Genomic DNA, 13,120 nt, shown 5'->3' with positions numbered 1-13,120 from the left:
GTTATGAATGAGCAATAGCCAAAGTGAAACTAGACGTTAAACTCTAGACGCTAAACTAATGGTGCTTTAGCTGCTCCACCCCTTCGGCTTCTCGCTGGCGGGCCTTAAGAAACGCGGGCCTGTTCTGGCAGCGGCTGACGTATTCTTCATGCGGTTCTGATAGCGTAATGCCCAAGCCTTTTGCCCAAGAGAGCACGTGGCTAATAAAAATATCCGCGAGCGTAAAACTTTCACCCGTGGGTGACGGCGTGTTCGGCAAGGCTTGATAAGCAAGCTCAAATTCGCGCCGGGCGACGGGCGCGATGGCGGGAACGCGCTGCGCTTCGGGCAGCAGCATTCCGTGCTTGAGCATGGTCCACAGCGGCTGCTCCAGATCAGTCACGGCGTAGGACAGCCACATATCGACCTCAGCCCGTCTCCTTTTTTCTGCCGGATAAAGCCGACCGTCGCCGTAGTTTTCGGCCAGGTATTTACAAATGGCGACGGATTCGAACAGGCGAACGTCGTCGTCAATCAGCGCCGGTACCTTGGTTAAAGGATGCGGGCTGCCGTGGCCGGGGGCGATGCGGCTTTTGTTTTTGACGTCGATAAACTGGGTTTCATAGCTGAGCCCAAGCTCTTCGGCGGTCCATAGGGCGCGGGTAGAGCGGCTGAAGGGGTAGGCGTAAATGAGCATGACGTTCTCCGGTAGAGGTGGGGATCTTCACTTTGGCGTTTAACGGAGGGGATGTCTATAGCGGCCACGCAGTTTGGTTTTGTTTGGGATATTTAGAGCGGAAACCGCCCGACATTCTTATTGGAATTAGTGATAACCTACTAATATATAATAAATAATATTTTAATAATTCCATAATAACCCTTTCAAACCCCCACGCATGTTAGGTTGTTGGCCGTTAATTATTTGGTCTCCGCGATCGTTATTACCTCCTAAACAATGACAGACACACGCTATCGTTTACATTTTCCCTTTGGTCGAACAAAGCGCCTTGGCGTATTTTTGTTTGCGCTGACGCTTGCCTGCCCGCTAGCGGCCAAGCAGACGACGTCGACGGCGAAAGTTAAGGCTAAAGCGCATAAGGTCGTCCACATGCATCCGCACAAGCCGCCTGCTCACGTCGTCCAACCGGTTTTTAGCCACGCCGCGCTGCAGCGTATGCATAATCGGGAAATGCTGCTGGCGAAGTATCACACCTTGCAGGAGCAGAAAAAGGAAAAGATGAAGGGCGTGGTGTTTGCCACCAAGTCGGTCGTAAGGGCGCAGAACCGTAAGCTGGTTGAACAGCATCCCGAATGGTTTACGCCCTATCGAGCGCCTGAATCCCACGAGCCGGCAGACAGCGAATACGTTCAGAACGTGACGGATAAGGCCATCACCCGGCTGGAAGATCAGCTAGGAAAGCCGTACGTTTGGGGTGGTGAGACGCCGCAGGAGGGCTTTGACTGCAGCGGCCTGGTGTTTTACGCCTATAACCGCCTGCTGGCGGCAAAGCTGCCGCGCACCGCCGACCAGATGTACCACTATCCTCGAGCCCGACCGGTGAACAAAGGGGCGCTTCGCCGCGGCGATTTAATCTTTTTCCATATCCATTCGACGGACCATGCCGACCACGTGGGCGTTTATCTGGGCAACGGTCGCTTTATCGAGGCGCCGCGCACCGGAGAGCGCATTCGCATCAGCGACTTTAGCAACGACTTCTGGCAAGACCACTATCTGGGCGCTCGCAGGGTGCTGTCTGAAGATACGGTGCTTTAGGCTGCGCTCACGGCGGTAAGATATGCCTAACGTCGCTTAATAAAGCAGCGTCAGATACAGTAAAAAGCCGGTAATCAGCGCGGCAACGGTGAAGATAAATGCGTTAAAAAATCCCGCTTTTCCTTTCTCATCCTGAGCCTGTGAGGGCGGGAAGGGAACGTATTCCGGCCGGTGCTCCGCCTTATCCGTCGTCGATTCGACGCGGCGTTCATCGATGATTTTACCGCTAGAGCGCTCGACGTCTCGCCGTTGGGCAAATTCGGCCAGCGTCGGGGACGCATACGGCCTGACCTTCACTTCTTCAATCCCGTCGTCGGTCTGAATGCCCTCTTTGGCCAGTTGGAGCGTGGCGCTGGCGGAAGAGCCCAGCTGTCGTATCAGCTTGATTCTGAGCTTTTGAAGCTCAACCTTGTTTAACTCCACCGGTGCGGCAAGGCGGCGCTCGGTGCTTATTTTTTCCACCGCCGCTATGGTACGGCTGTAGAGCAGGGCGGCGCTTGCATCTTCCTCTTTTGATGAACCGGAGCCGGTGGTTAACAGTATTTGCGTGGCCGCCAGCAGAATGGCCTTGTTCAGCACGCCGTCGTCGGCATCGGCCTGTGGGGTCACCGTTTCCGGCACAGGGGCGCTTCTGGCGCCGTTCGTCATTGAAAGCCTTCCCGTCGGCGTCGGTTGATCGTTTTGGCCTGTGCCAGAGAGAGAAATCATTTCGCCTTGTTCCCTGTGTTGCTTTTCTGTCGTTTTTGTTCGTGCGGGCGAGAGGCGTTGAGATCCCGTCGTCCGAGTGGGCATCGCTGATTGATATAAGCGACGCGGGGGGCGGGAAACTTAATTGGGATTTGGACTAAATTGGCCTATAGCGTGAAACGGCAGGGCAAAGCCGATATTTTGCGGGACATCTCCAGACTCTAAATTCCTTTTCTTGTTGCGGATCGTTAGCCGCAGTATCGTCGCATCGTGCCCGCGCAAGTAGGCATCGGGATTGGTTTTCTGAATAATAAACCGCCGGCGGCGTGGGGCGAGTGAGCGTCTTTTTATTAATCGCTCGTTGGAGACTATCTTATGGCTACAGGTTCTAACCAATCCAGCTCATTACTTTTCATTTTTCTTGCTGGTCGAAAGGCGAGTGGCTGACGCAGGAGGCTTACCGCGCTGCCGTTGGGAAGAGATACTAAATCCTTAGATTTAAGAAAGGCCAGAGGCATGCCCTTACTCATACTCTGCGAGTAGCCATAATATAGGCCTTGGGGCGGCCTGGTCGCCGTATTCGTTAAGCTATCATTTTATCTTTTAGGGAAAATCACAGATACTTCCCAAATAGGGAATTTTCAGTCAAAATGAGAGTCAGAGGATTAGGGAAGATTCATGATTTCAGCCAACGGCATAATCGAGCTAGAAGTGCCTTAGATGCTTGGTATGATGAAGTTTGCAGAGCGACTTGGAAAACACCTCAAGACATAAAGAACAGGTTCCCAAGCGCCGACTTCCTTGCTAATAACAAAGTCATTTTTAATATAAAAGGTAACAACTATCGCTTGGTTGTGCTGGTTGTCTACATTGCAGGCGTAGTTGTAATTGAAAAAATTGGCACCCACGCCGAGTATGATAAGTGGAGGCTCTAATGGCACAGCAAAATTGGCGCATCTTCAAGACCCACGATGACTATGAGCGTGGAATGGATCGCTTATTGCAGCTTGCTAATAGCGATCTTCAGCCCGATACCGATGATTTTGATGAGTTCGAACTACTCAGCCTGCTTGTTGGGCATTATGAAGAATCCAAGTTCCCGATGGATAAGCCAGACCCCATTGAGGCTATCAAATTTAGGATGGAGCAGCAGGGCTTAACCCAATCTGACATGACCCGGTTCATGGGTTCTGCATCCAAAGTTTCGGAAGTGCTTAATTACAAGCGTCGCCTCAGTCTGTCAATGATAAGGCGGCTGCATAAGGGGTTGGGTATACCGGCTGATATTCTGATTCAAGATGTTAATCACGTTGAAGCTGAGGATGGCATTAAGCTTTCAGATGAAGACATTTACTGGGCAGCTTGATGCAACCATTAAGAATATGAAAAGAGTTTTTTGAATTTTGATATTTTTTCTTTCTGTATATTATATGTGAAATACAATGTCTGATTTACTTTATCTAATCCTTTGTACGGAACATTATCATTGAATGTATAACCTATGTTATCTAATTTAATCCCCAGCCTTATAAGGTGTTCGTTTTTTATATCACTATGGGATTTTAAAAATTGTATTATATGGTATAGAGCTAGTTTCTTATTTTTATTATTTGATGTGGTAATTATACTTTTTAATTCTTCATGAGATTTTTCTAATAAAAAATCCAAATTAATCAATAAAAAAACTTCAAAAATGCTATAAGGAAGGTTTTCCGCTAATTCTGAAAGTAAAAAAGCTTCTTCATGGGTTCCAAATACCTTTGATGAAGATTCCTGAATATATTTATAGTTTTTATCATAAAAAGCATCGCTTATGTCTTTTAGGAGACCGTCAAATTTATTTGATTTCATACCAAAACCTTATAGGAATAATCCTGAGTGTTATTAAACTGGATCCGACCCTATAAATCCAGGCGCTTTTTGTAATACCCGCCGACGCTGATATTCCCGTGATGAGGCCGAGCCGGGTACGCCAATACCCGCGTCAATGGAGCCGACGCCGCATCACGTCAACGCCGCAAAATAAACCGTCTGCTGCATATTGGCCTTACGCGCTTCGGCAAAGCCTTCACGGACCAGCGTTTTAAGATCGCTGCGCGCGGTGTTGTCCGACACGCCTAACCGTTCGGCGATGTGCGCTACGGTAATCCCCTGACTTTCGTCGGCCAGCATAATGTTCAGCAAAGTGACCTGCCGCTGCGTCAGGCGTTGTAACGCCCCTGAGTCAAAAAGCGTTCTGTCGAGTCGTGCGCGGCGCTTTATGACGGTATCGATGTGGCCATAGAATTTATCTAACGCCCGCTTCACGATGCCCAGCTGATATTCGAGAAAATAGGTTAAATCCATGCCGTCCGTTTCAGTGTACTGATAGCTATAGGCATATTTAGTCGACGCCGCGTAAAGCAAACTGCTGATAGAAATATAGCGAAACGCCTCGTACCCTGATTTCAGCATAAACCAGTAAAACAGGGCCCGCGCGGTTCGCCCATTGCCATCCCGGAAAGGATGCTCGTGTGCAATCATGAAATGCAGGATACAGGCGCGAACCAGCGGATGAACATAGGTTTCCGCATCCGCATTTACCCATGCGCATACCTGCTCAAGCCGTTCGTCAATATGCTCGGCCTTTGGCGGTTGATGAACCACGTTGCCGTCATAATCGGCGATGACCACGTCGTCAGTGGTTCGAAAGTAGCCCGGCGAGTACTTCCGGTCGTCAATGCCCGTCATGCCGACCGAATGAAAATGGCGAATAAGCGCGGGAGTGAGCTGTTCATCAAGGCGTGCGGAAATTTCGCCCATCAGCCGGGCGTTGCCCGCGATCATCTGTTCGCTCTCCGTTCGCGGCTTGCGCCCCGTTTCCAGCATGTTTTTCGCCACCTGCGTGGTGGTGTTGGCCCCTTCCAGCTGGGCGCTAGTGATGGCCTCATCGAGCCGCAGCTGGCTTAGCATTGCGCCAATGTCCTGTAGCCGCTGCTGCTGTTGAAGCAGGGCCTGAGCCGTTGCGTATTTATCCACCCGCTCGCACACTTCCAACATCAGCGGCGTGTTATTGAACCCTGCGCGTTCACCCTGCTCATTGGCATAGTTGAGAAACTGCATCGCGGCGCTACGCGCGCGCCGGGTGAAGCTCCAGACAAGAACCGGATCCTGCTCTTTCTTAACGCGGAACTGAAATTCGTCCCATGGGAGATAGCGCCCTTTATCATCGACAACGCGTGACCAAGAGGCGTAAGACGCCAGCTGTTCGCCGGTGATATGGCTCAATGGGACGAGCGCGGGAGGTCGTTTAATCGCCATCTAAACTATCTCAAAAAATAGGAATGTTGAGATAGTTTAGCCGATGGGGGGAGAATAACAACGCTGTTATTGTCGATTGACATGTGTGATACCGCAATTGAATTCTATTTTTTCCCCATTACAGGTGAAACCATGTTGAAAAGCCAAGTCAATCGCATGCTTTGCACTGCAAAAGATATAATCCCACAGGCAGTTATAGCCATCAAAATCAGGAGGTAGTATATAAAACTTCTTGTCATCTAAAGGTAGATAAAACCCCTCGTTGACTCTAGAGGAACCATACTCTGCCTGCTTGTCATCAGGGATGGTTAAAGATATGGAAATTTCAAATTCTTTATCTGAAGGATAGCGTCTGATTCGTTTATAAACCCCGATGCCATTCGTTGAACGAGAAGTTACCGATATCAATATGGACCAGTCGCCTAAATCACGAATATTAATAGATGCTAATATAGTTTCTACATAAGAATTTAATGCTTTATTAATAGAAAATAAATCAACTTCATTTGCAAGGCCAGGAATCTCACATGGTGTTAATACTCTTATCTTTTCACTCATTACAAAACCTTTTTTCCGCCCCACCCTGACATTCCTTTATCTGACCCACAAGCTATTCTAAGCCAGAGAGCGCTATTCACAAAATCTGTCTATACGCTATTGTGTTACGAGAAACTTTGTAGTCTCCCCAGTTTTTAGTACCACCGCCAGCTGCTCACCGGTGATATAGTTTAATGGGCCGAGCGAGGGAGGCCGTTTAATCGACATGGCAAACTATCTCAAAAAATAGGAATATTGAGATAGTTTAACTGGCAGGGGTAAAATTTCAATATTGGCGGTTGATGCGTGCGTGATACCGCAACTTACATTTTTTTGTTAACTATTTTATATAATTAGTGATGATGGATTAAAAAACACAATACTTTCATCCTTGATGCCACATGGCCATCCCCCAAGCTGATATGCCTTAAACACATTCTCAAGTAACGACCCGGTTATGTAATTATCTAAATATCTATTTATCGCTACGGTACTTAAAACAAAATATGCATCATTTCTTGCCTCAGAAAAAAGAAAGTCATCATATTTGCTATTTATTTTCTTCACTTTTTTCTTTCTATAATCAATAAGTGATGAAGCGTTTTGCGATTGTAGCTGAGCCAACAACGCATTGATGGAATCATCTGCTTCTTGAAACTTATTATTTTTTCTCAATGAGCTACGGATCTGCTCTATAATGTCTTGCCAGACTTTATATCCTCTGGGAAGATTTTGCTCAAATGCGAATTTATATGCCTCATTAATATCATTAATTATGACATAATGTTTATCTACACTGCCTGGAATTCCGCCAAAGAAATTCTCCGTAAATGCAAATTCTATTGGCTCTGTCGTGTATATTTTATCCATCACCGTCCACCTTTATTGAGAGTTATTGCCCAAACAGAATTAACTTTTGAATTATCTATTTCATCATCTACTTTTCTTAAAAAAATCCCATTCTTAGCATTATCTATATTTTGCGAGACATCTCCAGACATTAAATTCCTTTCCTTGCCGCAAAACTCGGGCCGCAGTATCGTCGCATCATGCCCGCGAAAGCGGGCATCGGGATTGGTCTCCTGGATAAACGTCGGCGACATGGGGCGTGTAAGCGTCTCTTTATTAATCGCTCGTTGGAGACTGTCTTATGGCTACAACTTCTAACCAATTTAACTCATTACTTTCCATTCCTCTAAGTTCTACTATGGATTTCACCATTCTTGCCGACTATTGCGAGCAGTTCGCCGAGGCTCAGGCCGAATTCGACTTTCCGGTGCTGCGCCCTCGTTTTGCGAGCGCCTCATCGCCTGCCTGACGTGGCTTCAGGATACGCAGAACGACCCTATCCCGCCCCATCTGGAATCGCAGTTTATTACCGACGCGTATCCTCTCATTTCTCCGAGCTTTGAGCCTGACACGGGGCAGCTGTGCAACTACAGCCTTGCGCTGGCGCAAATCCTGACTAACCGAGAGCTGCCGCACGACGTGGAGCAAGTTATCTCAGACCTGCTGTTTGGGCTGGTTTGCTACCTTGCGGCGGAACTCAAAGCTCCGCGCTGGGTGCATACGGCCAACGGGATCGTTCCCGTTAATGGAGGAGCGCTATGAAGACGCAGGACTGGCATTCCGCTGACGTTATCGCCGCATTAAAAAAGCGCGGCACGTCGCTTGCCGCCGTCTCCCGCAGCGCGGGGCTGGCGTCCACGACATTGGCTAACGCTCTGGCTCGCCGCTGGCCGAAGGGGGAAAGGCTGATTGCCGGGGCGTTGGGGGTTGCGCCGGAGGAGATTTGGCCTTCGAGGTATTGCGGTAGGTAGGAAGGGTTTTCAGGGGGCTTCCCGCGCTGCTGGTGGTGGTGCGGGATTGGTTATATCTAAAAAGTTTCCAGATTTACTATGTAACTTATTAATTTATTTTATAAAAATGAACACACGCTTCTTCCGTAACGGAAATCACATATTCTGGCTGTGTAGAAAACAAAGGTGAAATGACAAAAGGTCTTGAATATCCAGATACTACATCAACTTCATCACTTAAAAAATTTAACAGATCAGCTTTTGAGCATGAAACAAGTGCCTCCCTGAAGAACCGGTTTTTCCCTTTTGTCGTGATAACGTTGAGCGCTATATAATACTCATTATCAGCCATGAGGGAATGTAGGTCAGATAACGCATTAATCCAGGTTGGGTTAATACAATTACTCACGATGTTGTGCATAGAGAAAAAGATAATTTCTTTCTCCTCGATGCTGAAATCCCTCTTTTTCACCAGAAGATTCTCAAAAGAAAATTTTTTCTTCATAACGATGATTCCAATAGTTCATACGAGAAAGATTTCATACGAGAAAGACCTAAAAATTATTCCTGCTGAGCTGAATATAGACACGCTACCGCCACACCCTGATACTCCCTTATTTGCACCGCGCCATTCTAAACCAACGGCCTCTATTTCTAAAACGTCGCGCCAAGCCCGCCGCTCTTCTAACGCCAACGCAAAAAAATATTCCGACCAGCCATCGCGACCAATCGGAATATCCACTAACGCCTACATGAACGAAAAAGAAAAAACCTACGTCAACGACCCCAATATCTTCAACTCCAGCTCGTCCGGCACTTCGTTATAGGAGAGCACCTGCAACCCCGGCGCAAACAGCCGCGCGTAGCGCGACAGCAGCGGGCGCAGCAGCGGGGCGACCAGCAGCACCGGCTCTTTGCCGGCGGCCTTCATCTGCTCTTGTATCTGCGGCATGTTGGTCTGGAACTGGCCGAGCATGTTGGGATCGACCGGTACGCTGTCCAGCGACGTCTTGCCGCCCTGCTGGGCCTGATTGACGACGCTTAAAAGCAGGTTTTCCAGCTCGTTGTTTAAGGTATAGACCGACAGCTCGCGGTGGCGGGCCAGAGACTGCGTAATGCTTCGGCGCATCGCCAGGCGCACGTCCGAGGTAAGGAGGATCGGGTCCTTGGTGTTTACGCTGGCGGTGACCAGCACCGTTGCGACGGTGACGATATCCCTAAGCGAAACGCCCTCGGTGAGAAGCTGACGATACACCTTTAGCAGCTGGCCATAGTTCAGCGCCGCGCCGAGGTCTTCGGCAAGCCTTGGCGCCATCGAGCCCAATCGGTTGTGCAGATATGTGATGTCGTCGTAGTTGAAGAGCTCGGGAATGTAGTTGCGCACGGTTTTGTTAACGTGCGTCGCGATAACGCTGGCGGTGTCGATAACCTGATAGCCGAGATTGAGCGCTTTGGCCTTCTGCGTGGGCTGTATCCAGGTGACCGGCATACCGTAGGCCGGATCGGTGCCTAAAACGCCGTCGATTTCGCCGTAGGTTTCGCTGGAAGGCAGCGCCATCAGCCTGTCGGCGGGGACTTCCCCCTCGGCGGCGTTAATGCCGTTGATGTAGATGGCGTACTGCGTCGGCTTGAGGCGGAAGTTTTCCCGTATGCGAATTTCCGGCAGAAGAACGCCGTTGTTGTCGGATATCACCTGCCGCACGCCGCGTATGCGCTGGGTCAGCGGGTTGCCCTTGGTCTTATCCACCAGAGAAACCAGCTTGTAGCCGAGGCTCAGGCTGATGGGCTCAATCAGCGGAATGGTTTCCCAACTGACCTGCTGCTCCGCCGTCTCGGTGATGGACTTGCTCAGGTCGGCCAGGCTTTTTTCATCCGTCTCCGCTACCTGAGGGCGCTTACTCTGGCGCCATGCGACAAAGCACAGCAGGGCGGTAAAGGCCAGGAACGGCAGGTGGGGCATGCCGGGCACGATGGCCAGCACGAACATAACGCCGGCGGCGGTGTAGAGTATCGACGGCGTTGCCAGAAGCTGAGAACGCACGTCGGTCGCGATATCGCCGCTGTCGCTGATGCGGGTCACGATAACGGCGGCGGCGGTAGACAGCAGCAGCGAAGGAATTTGCGCTACCAGACCGTCACCGATGGTCATCAGCACGTACTGCTGGAAGGCCGCTTCGGCGCTGAGGTTGTGTTTGAAGATGCCGATGCAGATACCGCCAATCATGTTGATGGCGAGGATCATCATCCCGGCGATGGCGTCGCCGCGCACAAACTTCGAGGCGCCGTCCATCGCACCGTAGAAGTCGGCTTCTCCCGCCACTTCTTTACGTCTGGCCTGCGCCTGCGCCTGGTTGATAAGCCCGGCGTTCAGGTCGGCGTCGATAGCCATCTGCTTGCCCGGCATGGCGTCCAGAGTAAAGCGCGCGGAAACCTCGGAAATACGCTCGGCGCCCTTGGTGACGACGATAAAGTTGATGATCATCAGGATGATGAACACCACAAAGCCGACCACGAAGTTGCCGCCGATCACCACCTGACCGAAGGATTCAATCACCTTACCCGCTGCGCCTACGCCCTCGTGGCCGAACAGCAGGACCACGCGGGTCGACGCCACGTTGAGCGTCAGGCGCATCAGTGTGGTTATCAGCAGTACGGTTGGGAACAGGCTGAAATCCAGCGGCCGCTTGGTGGAGACGCTGACCAGCAGCACCAGCACCGCCAGCACGATGTTGAAGGTGAACAGTATGTCCAGCAGCATCGGCGGCAGCGGTAGGATAACCATCGCCAAAATACACAGCAGTACCAGAGGAACGCCAAGGCGTCCGCCCCGTAAGGCTGTCAGCACTCGTTTAATCATTTTCTGTATCCTGTTTCAACGCCTCTTGAGGGATGGATATGTGTTGGTTTAGGTGCGGGCGATCCTGCTGGCCGGCGCGCCAGCTCTTCAGCTGCAGCGTGTAAGTCAGCACGTGAGCGATGGCCCGGTAAAGCTGGAAGGGGATCTGCTGGTTAATCCGCGTGGTGTAGTAGACGGCGCGCGCGAGCTTTGGAAACTCGACGACTTCGATGCCGCTCTCTTTCGCCACCTGACGGATAAACAGCGCAATCTCGTCGGTGCCTTTAGCGACGACGAACGGCGCGGCGGCGCGCGATTGGTCATAGCGCAGCGCGACCGCGAAGTGGGTCGGGTTGACGATCACCACGTCGGCGCTCGGCACCACTTTGCGAATTTGCCCCATCGCCATTTGTCGCTGTAGCCGCCTGATTTTCGCTTTGACTTCCGGCTTGCCTTCCTGGTTTTTGTACTCTTCTTTCACTTCCTGCTTGGTCATCTTCAGCCCGCGGGTGAACATGAACTTCGCCAGCGGAGCGTCCAAGAGTGCGAAAAAGGCGAAGAGAATAATGAAGTTGAGCATGATGCCGGCATACAGCGACAGGCCAGTGGTAACGGCCTGATAGAAAAAGTGGTTTTGCAGATTAAGAAAGCTGTGGAAGTTGCTGCGCAGGCTCAGCCCCAGCATTACCAAAACGATAATCGCCTTGAGCGCCATCTTGCCGGTTTCTACCGTATGCTCTTTGGAAAACAGTTTGCCAAACCCTTTTAGCGGATTGATTTTGCCGAAGTCAGGCAGAATTTTTTTCGGTACGACGATCCAGCCGCCCGGTACCAGCGATGCCGCTGACGCCGCCAGCGGTATCGGCAGCAGCGTCAGGATGAACTTGCTTAAGACGAGCAGGTTATGCAGTAAAAATTGGCCGATGATGGCGTCGTCGCCGACCTGCTGCGCAAACTGGTGTACGGTAATGAACCCTTCGCGAATAAAGTCGCAATACCACGGGAAGCTGGTGCTGAGCACCAAATACGCGGCGAACAGCCCTGCGGCCAGGCTCACGTCTTTGGAGCGGGCGACCTGCCCCTCTTCGCGCGCTTTGCGAAGCTTCTGGGCGGAGGGTTTCTCGCTTTTTTCTTCGCTGCCGTTATCAGCCATGAGCGGGAACCCTCAGCGCATCGAGCTGTTGCAGGACAAAGTTGACCAGATGCAGATAGCGATCCGGCATGCAGTAAAGCAGGGCGGCGAAGCACACCAGCCCGAACAGCATGTTGATGGGAAAGCCTAACGAATACAGGTTGAGCGCCGGCGACACGCGGTTGAGCAGGCCAAAGCAGCCCTGAACGATAAGCATCACGAAGGTGGTGGGCAGGGCCAAAAGCGTTGCCGCGCCGAACGTCCAGGTCATCGCCAGCGCGATGCTGCGAAGCGACTGGGGCGTCAACGCGTTGCCGATGGGCCAATAGGTGAAGCTTTTGTACAGCACGCTAACCAGCAGCAGGTGGCCGTCCATAATGAAAAACAGCAGCGCGGCGTAGATATAAATAAACTGGGACAGCACGGTAACGGACGCTCCGCTGGACGGATCGTTCATCACCGCCATGCTCATGCCCATGTTGAACGAAAGAATTTGCCCCGCCAGCTGCAAGGCAAGAAAGATAAACTGAAACATCAGGCCGAACATCATGCCCCAAAGGATTTGCTCTACCGTCAGCACCAGCGTGTGCAGGCTGAGCAGCCCGGTGGGAACCGGGTGCGGCACCAGCGGCGTAATGATGACGGCCAGCGCCAGCGCCAGCAGAACCCGTACGCGCGAAGTCAGGGCCGTGTTGTCCAGCACCGGGCTAAAGCGAATAAAGGTCATTATGCGCACAAAGGGGTACCAAAGCCCCAGCACCAGGTTGCTGAGCGTTGTGATATCCGTCTGGATCATGTCAATTCACCAGCGTTGCCGCTTGAGTAAACAGGTGCATGCAGAGATCGTGCAGCTGAATGAGCATCCACTTACCGCATACGGCCAGTACTACCAGCGTGACGATAAGGCGAGGCAGGAAGCTGAGCGTCTGCTCGTTGATTTGCGTGATTGCCTGAAAAACGCTGACGCAAAGCCCGACCAGCAGGCTTGGCACCACCATAACGGAAACCAGAATAATCACTATTTTAATACCGCTGCCGACGATGTCGGCGGCGACGTCAATGGTTAACATAGCGGC

Annotated in this window: 17 protein-coding genes; 5 read left to right on the top strand and 12 right to left on the bottom strand. The window is 51.2% G+C overall.

Annotation, left to right across the window (positions count from 1 at the left end; genetic code table 11):
• Positions 1–55: 55 nt before the first annotated feature.
• On the bottom strand, positions 56–676 hold the full coding sequence (locus tag G544_RS0105890) for a glutathione S-transferase family protein (RefSeq protein ID WP_027273737.1): 621 nt from the start codon (positions 674–676) through the stop codon (positions 56–58).
• A 258-nt stretch (positions 677–934) separates the two neighbouring features.
• Here G544_RS0105890 and G544_RS0105885 point away from each other — a divergent pair, with 258 nt between their 5' ends.
• Positions 935–1,753, top strand: coding sequence for a C40 family peptidase (locus tag G544_RS0105885; protein ID WP_373876283.1), 819 nt, complete (start codon positions 935–937; stop codon positions 1,751–1,753).
• Between the two features lie 36 nt (positions 1,754–1,789).
• On the opposite strand, the gene G544_RS0105880 is transcribed toward G544_RS0105885, so the two are convergent.
• A complete protein-coding gene (locus G544_RS0105880) occupies positions 1,790–2,461 on the bottom strand; it encodes a hypothetical protein (protein ID WP_134388934.1) in 672 nt (223 codons plus the stop codon).
• A gap of 629 nt (positions 2,462–3,090) precedes the next feature.
• Between G544_RS0105880 and G544_RS0105875 the strand changes: the two genes are divergently transcribed.
• Together G544_RS0105875 and G544_RS20025 are read left to right on the top strand one after the other, a co-directional pair.
• Complete coding sequence (locus tag G544_RS0105875; protein WP_027273734.1) at positions 3,091–3,375, top strand: type II toxin-antitoxin system HigB family toxin; 285 nt, start codon at positions 3,091–3,093, stop codon at positions 3,373–3,375.
• Complete coding sequence (locus G544_RS20025) at positions 3,375–3,806, top strand: helix-turn-helix domain-containing protein (RefSeq protein WP_051155593.1); 432 nt, start codon at positions 3,375–3,377, stop codon at positions 3,804–3,806. The genes G544_RS0105875 and G544_RS20025 overlap by 1 nt, the downstream gene beginning before the upstream one ends.
• An 8-nt stretch (positions 3,807–3,814) precedes the next feature.
• On the opposite strand, the gene G544_RS0105865 is transcribed toward G544_RS20025, so the two are convergent.
• The 5 genes from G544_RS0105865 to G544_RS22590 form a co-directional block, all read right to left on the bottom strand.
• Complete coding sequence (locus G544_RS0105865) at positions 3,815–4,291, bottom strand: hypothetical protein (protein ID WP_027273733.1); 477 nt, start codon at positions 4,289–4,291, stop codon at positions 3,815–3,817.
• A gap of 153 nt (positions 4,292–4,444) precedes the next feature.
• Positions 4,445–5,740 carry a Fic family protein gene (locus G544_RS0105860; RefSeq protein WP_027273732.1) on the bottom strand — a complete coding sequence of 432 codons (1,296 nt, stop codon included), beginning with the start codon at positions 5,738–5,740 and terminating at the stop codon, positions 4,445–4,447.
• Between the two features lie 66 nt (positions 5,741–5,806).
• Positions 5,807–6,298, bottom strand: a complete 492-nt coding sequence (gene imm9 / locus G544_RS21585) for an Imm9 family immunity protein (RefSeq protein ID WP_071783306.1) — start codon at positions 6,296–6,298, stop codon at positions 5,807–5,809.
• Positions 6,299–6,622: 324 nt separating this feature from the next.
• A complete protein-coding gene (locus tag G544_RS0105855; RefSeq protein ID WP_027273731.1) occupies positions 6,623–7,147 on the bottom strand; it encodes a hypothetical protein in 525 nt (174 codons plus the stop codon).
• Entirely contained in the window at positions 7,147–7,278 is a 132-nt protein-coding gene (locus tag G544_RS22590) for a hypothetical protein (RefSeq protein ID WP_255309096.1), read from the bottom strand. Before G544_RS22590 ends, G544_RS0105855 begins: the two co-directional genes overlap by 1 nt.
• 232 nt (positions 7,279–7,510) lie before the next feature.
• On the opposite strand from G544_RS22590, the gene G544_RS20020 reads away from it, so the two are divergent.
• Both G544_RS20020 and G544_RS0105840 read left to right on the top strand, forming a co-directional pair.
• The gene (locus G544_RS20020) at positions 7,511–7,888 is read left to right on the top strand and encodes a hypothetical protein (RefSeq protein ID WP_245614605.1); all 378 of its coding nucleotides are present in this window, start codon (positions 7,511–7,513) and stop codon (positions 7,886–7,888) included.
• Positions 7,885–8,097 carry a helix-turn-helix domain-containing protein gene (locus G544_RS0105840; protein WP_027273729.1) on the top strand — a complete coding sequence of 71 codons (213 nt, stop codon included), beginning with the start codon at positions 7,885–7,887 and terminating at the stop codon, positions 8,095–8,097. The genes G544_RS20020 and G544_RS0105840 overlap by 4 nt, the downstream gene beginning before the upstream one ends.
• An 88-nt stretch (positions 8,098–8,185) precedes the next feature.
• Here the strand turns inward: G544_RS0105840 and G544_RS20015 are convergent, their stop codons facing one another.
• From G544_RS20015 to G544_RS0105815, 5 genes are all read right to left on the bottom strand, one after another.
• Positions 8,186–8,581, bottom strand: a complete 396-nt coding sequence (locus tag G544_RS20015; RefSeq protein ID WP_027273728.1) for a hypothetical protein — start codon at positions 8,579–8,581, stop codon at positions 8,186–8,188.
• A gap of 267 nt (positions 8,582–8,848) precedes the next feature.
• Positions 8,849–10,933, bottom strand: a complete 2,085-nt coding sequence (gene flhA / locus G544_RS0105830) for a flagellar biosynthesis protein FlhA (RefSeq protein WP_134388935.1) — start codon at positions 10,931–10,933, stop codon at positions 8,849–8,851.
• On the bottom strand, positions 10,926–12,065 hold the full coding sequence (flhB, locus tag G544_RS0105825; RefSeq protein WP_027273726.1) for a flagellar type III secretion system protein FlhB: 1,140 nt from the start codon (positions 12,063–12,065) through the stop codon (positions 10,926–10,928). The genes flhA and flhB overlap by 8 nt, the downstream gene beginning before the upstream one ends.
• Positions 12,058–12,840 carry a flagellar biosynthetic protein FliR gene (gene fliR, locus G544_RS0105820; RefSeq protein ID WP_027273725.1) on the bottom strand — a complete coding sequence of 261 codons (783 nt, stop codon included), beginning with the start codon at positions 12,838–12,840 and terminating at the stop codon, positions 12,058–12,060. Before fliR ends, flhB begins: the two co-directional genes overlap by 8 nt.
• Before the next feature lies 1 nt (position 12,841).
• Positions 12,842–13,114, bottom strand: a complete 273-nt coding sequence (locus G544_RS0105815) for a flagellar biosynthetic protein FliQ (protein WP_027273724.1) — start codon at positions 13,112–13,114, stop codon at positions 12,842–12,844.
• Positions 13,115–13,120 lie beyond the last annotated feature (6 nt).

Origin of the sequence: Leminorella grimontii ATCC 33999 = DSM 5078 (genome assembly GCF_000439085.1) — a bacterium.
GTDB classification, from domain to species: Bacteria; Pseudomonadota; Gammaproteobacteria; order Enterobacterales; family Enterobacteriaceae; genus Leminorella; species Leminorella grimontii.
This window is presented reverse-complemented; position numbering and strand designations above follow the sequence as displayed.

What these genes read in the sequence shown, in the direction of transcription:
- G544_RS0105890 (WP_027273737.1), bottom strand. Translation starts at nt 676, where the DNA reads ATGCTCATTTACGCCTACCCCTTCAGCCGCTCTACCCGCGCCCTATGG.
- G544_RS0105885 (WP_373876283.1), top strand. Translation starts at nt 935, where the DNA reads ATGACAGACACACGCTATCGTTTACATTTTCCCTTTGGTCGAACAAAG.
- G544_RS0105880 (WP_134388934.1), bottom strand. Translation starts at nt 2,461, where the DNA reads ATGATTTCTCTCTCTGGCACAGGCCAAAACGATCAACCGACGCCGACG.
- G544_RS0105875 (WP_027273734.1), top strand. Translation starts at nt 3,091, where the DNA reads ATGAGAGTCAGAGGATTAGGGAAGATTCATGATTTCAGCCAACGGCAT.
- G544_RS20025 (WP_051155593.1), top strand. Translation starts at nt 3,375, where the DNA reads ATGGCACAGCAAAATTGGCGCATCTTCAAGACCCACGATGACTATGAG.
- G544_RS0105865 (WP_027273733.1), bottom strand. Translation starts at nt 4,291, where the DNA reads ATGAAATCAAATAAATTTGACGGTCTCCTAAAAGACATAAGCGATGCT.
- G544_RS0105860 (WP_027273732.1), bottom strand. Translation starts at nt 5,740, where the DNA reads ATGGCGATTAAACGACCTCCCGCGCTCGTCCCATTGAGCCATATCACC.
- imm9 (WP_071783306.1), bottom strand. Translation starts at nt 6,298, where the DNA reads ATGAGTGAAAAGATAAGAGTATTAACACCATGTGAGATTCCTGGCCTT.
- G544_RS0105855 (WP_027273731.1), bottom strand. Translation starts at nt 7,147, where the DNA reads ATGGATAAAATATACACGACAGAGCCAATAGAATTTGCATTTACGGAG.
- G544_RS22590 (WP_255309096.1), bottom strand. Translation starts at nt 7,278, where the DNA reads ATGTCTGGAGATGTCTCGCAAAATATAGATAATGCTAAGAATGGGATT.
- G544_RS0105840 (WP_027273729.1), top strand. Translation starts at nt 7,885, where the DNA reads ATGAAGACGCAGGACTGGCATTCCGCTGACGTTATCGCCGCATTAAAA.
- G544_RS20015 (WP_027273728.1), bottom strand. Translation starts at nt 8,581, where the DNA reads ATGAAGAAAAAATTTTCTTTTGAGAATCTTCTGGTGAAAAAGAGGGAT.
- flhA (WP_134388935.1), bottom strand. Translation starts at nt 10,933, where the DNA reads ATGATTAAACGAGTGCTGACAGCCTTACGGGGCGGACGCCTTGGCGTT.
- flhB (WP_027273726.1), bottom strand. Translation starts at nt 12,065, where the DNA reads ATGGCTGATAACGGCAGCGAAGAAAAAAGCGAGAAACCCTCCGCCCAG.
- fliR (WP_027273725.1), bottom strand. Translation starts at nt 12,840, where the DNA reads ATGATCCAGACGGATATCACAACGCTCAGCAACCTGGTGCTGGGGCTT.
- G544_RS0105815 (WP_027273724.1), bottom strand. Translation starts at nt 13,114, where the DNA reads ATGTTAACCATTGACGTCGCCGCCGACATCGTCGGCAGCGGTATTAAA.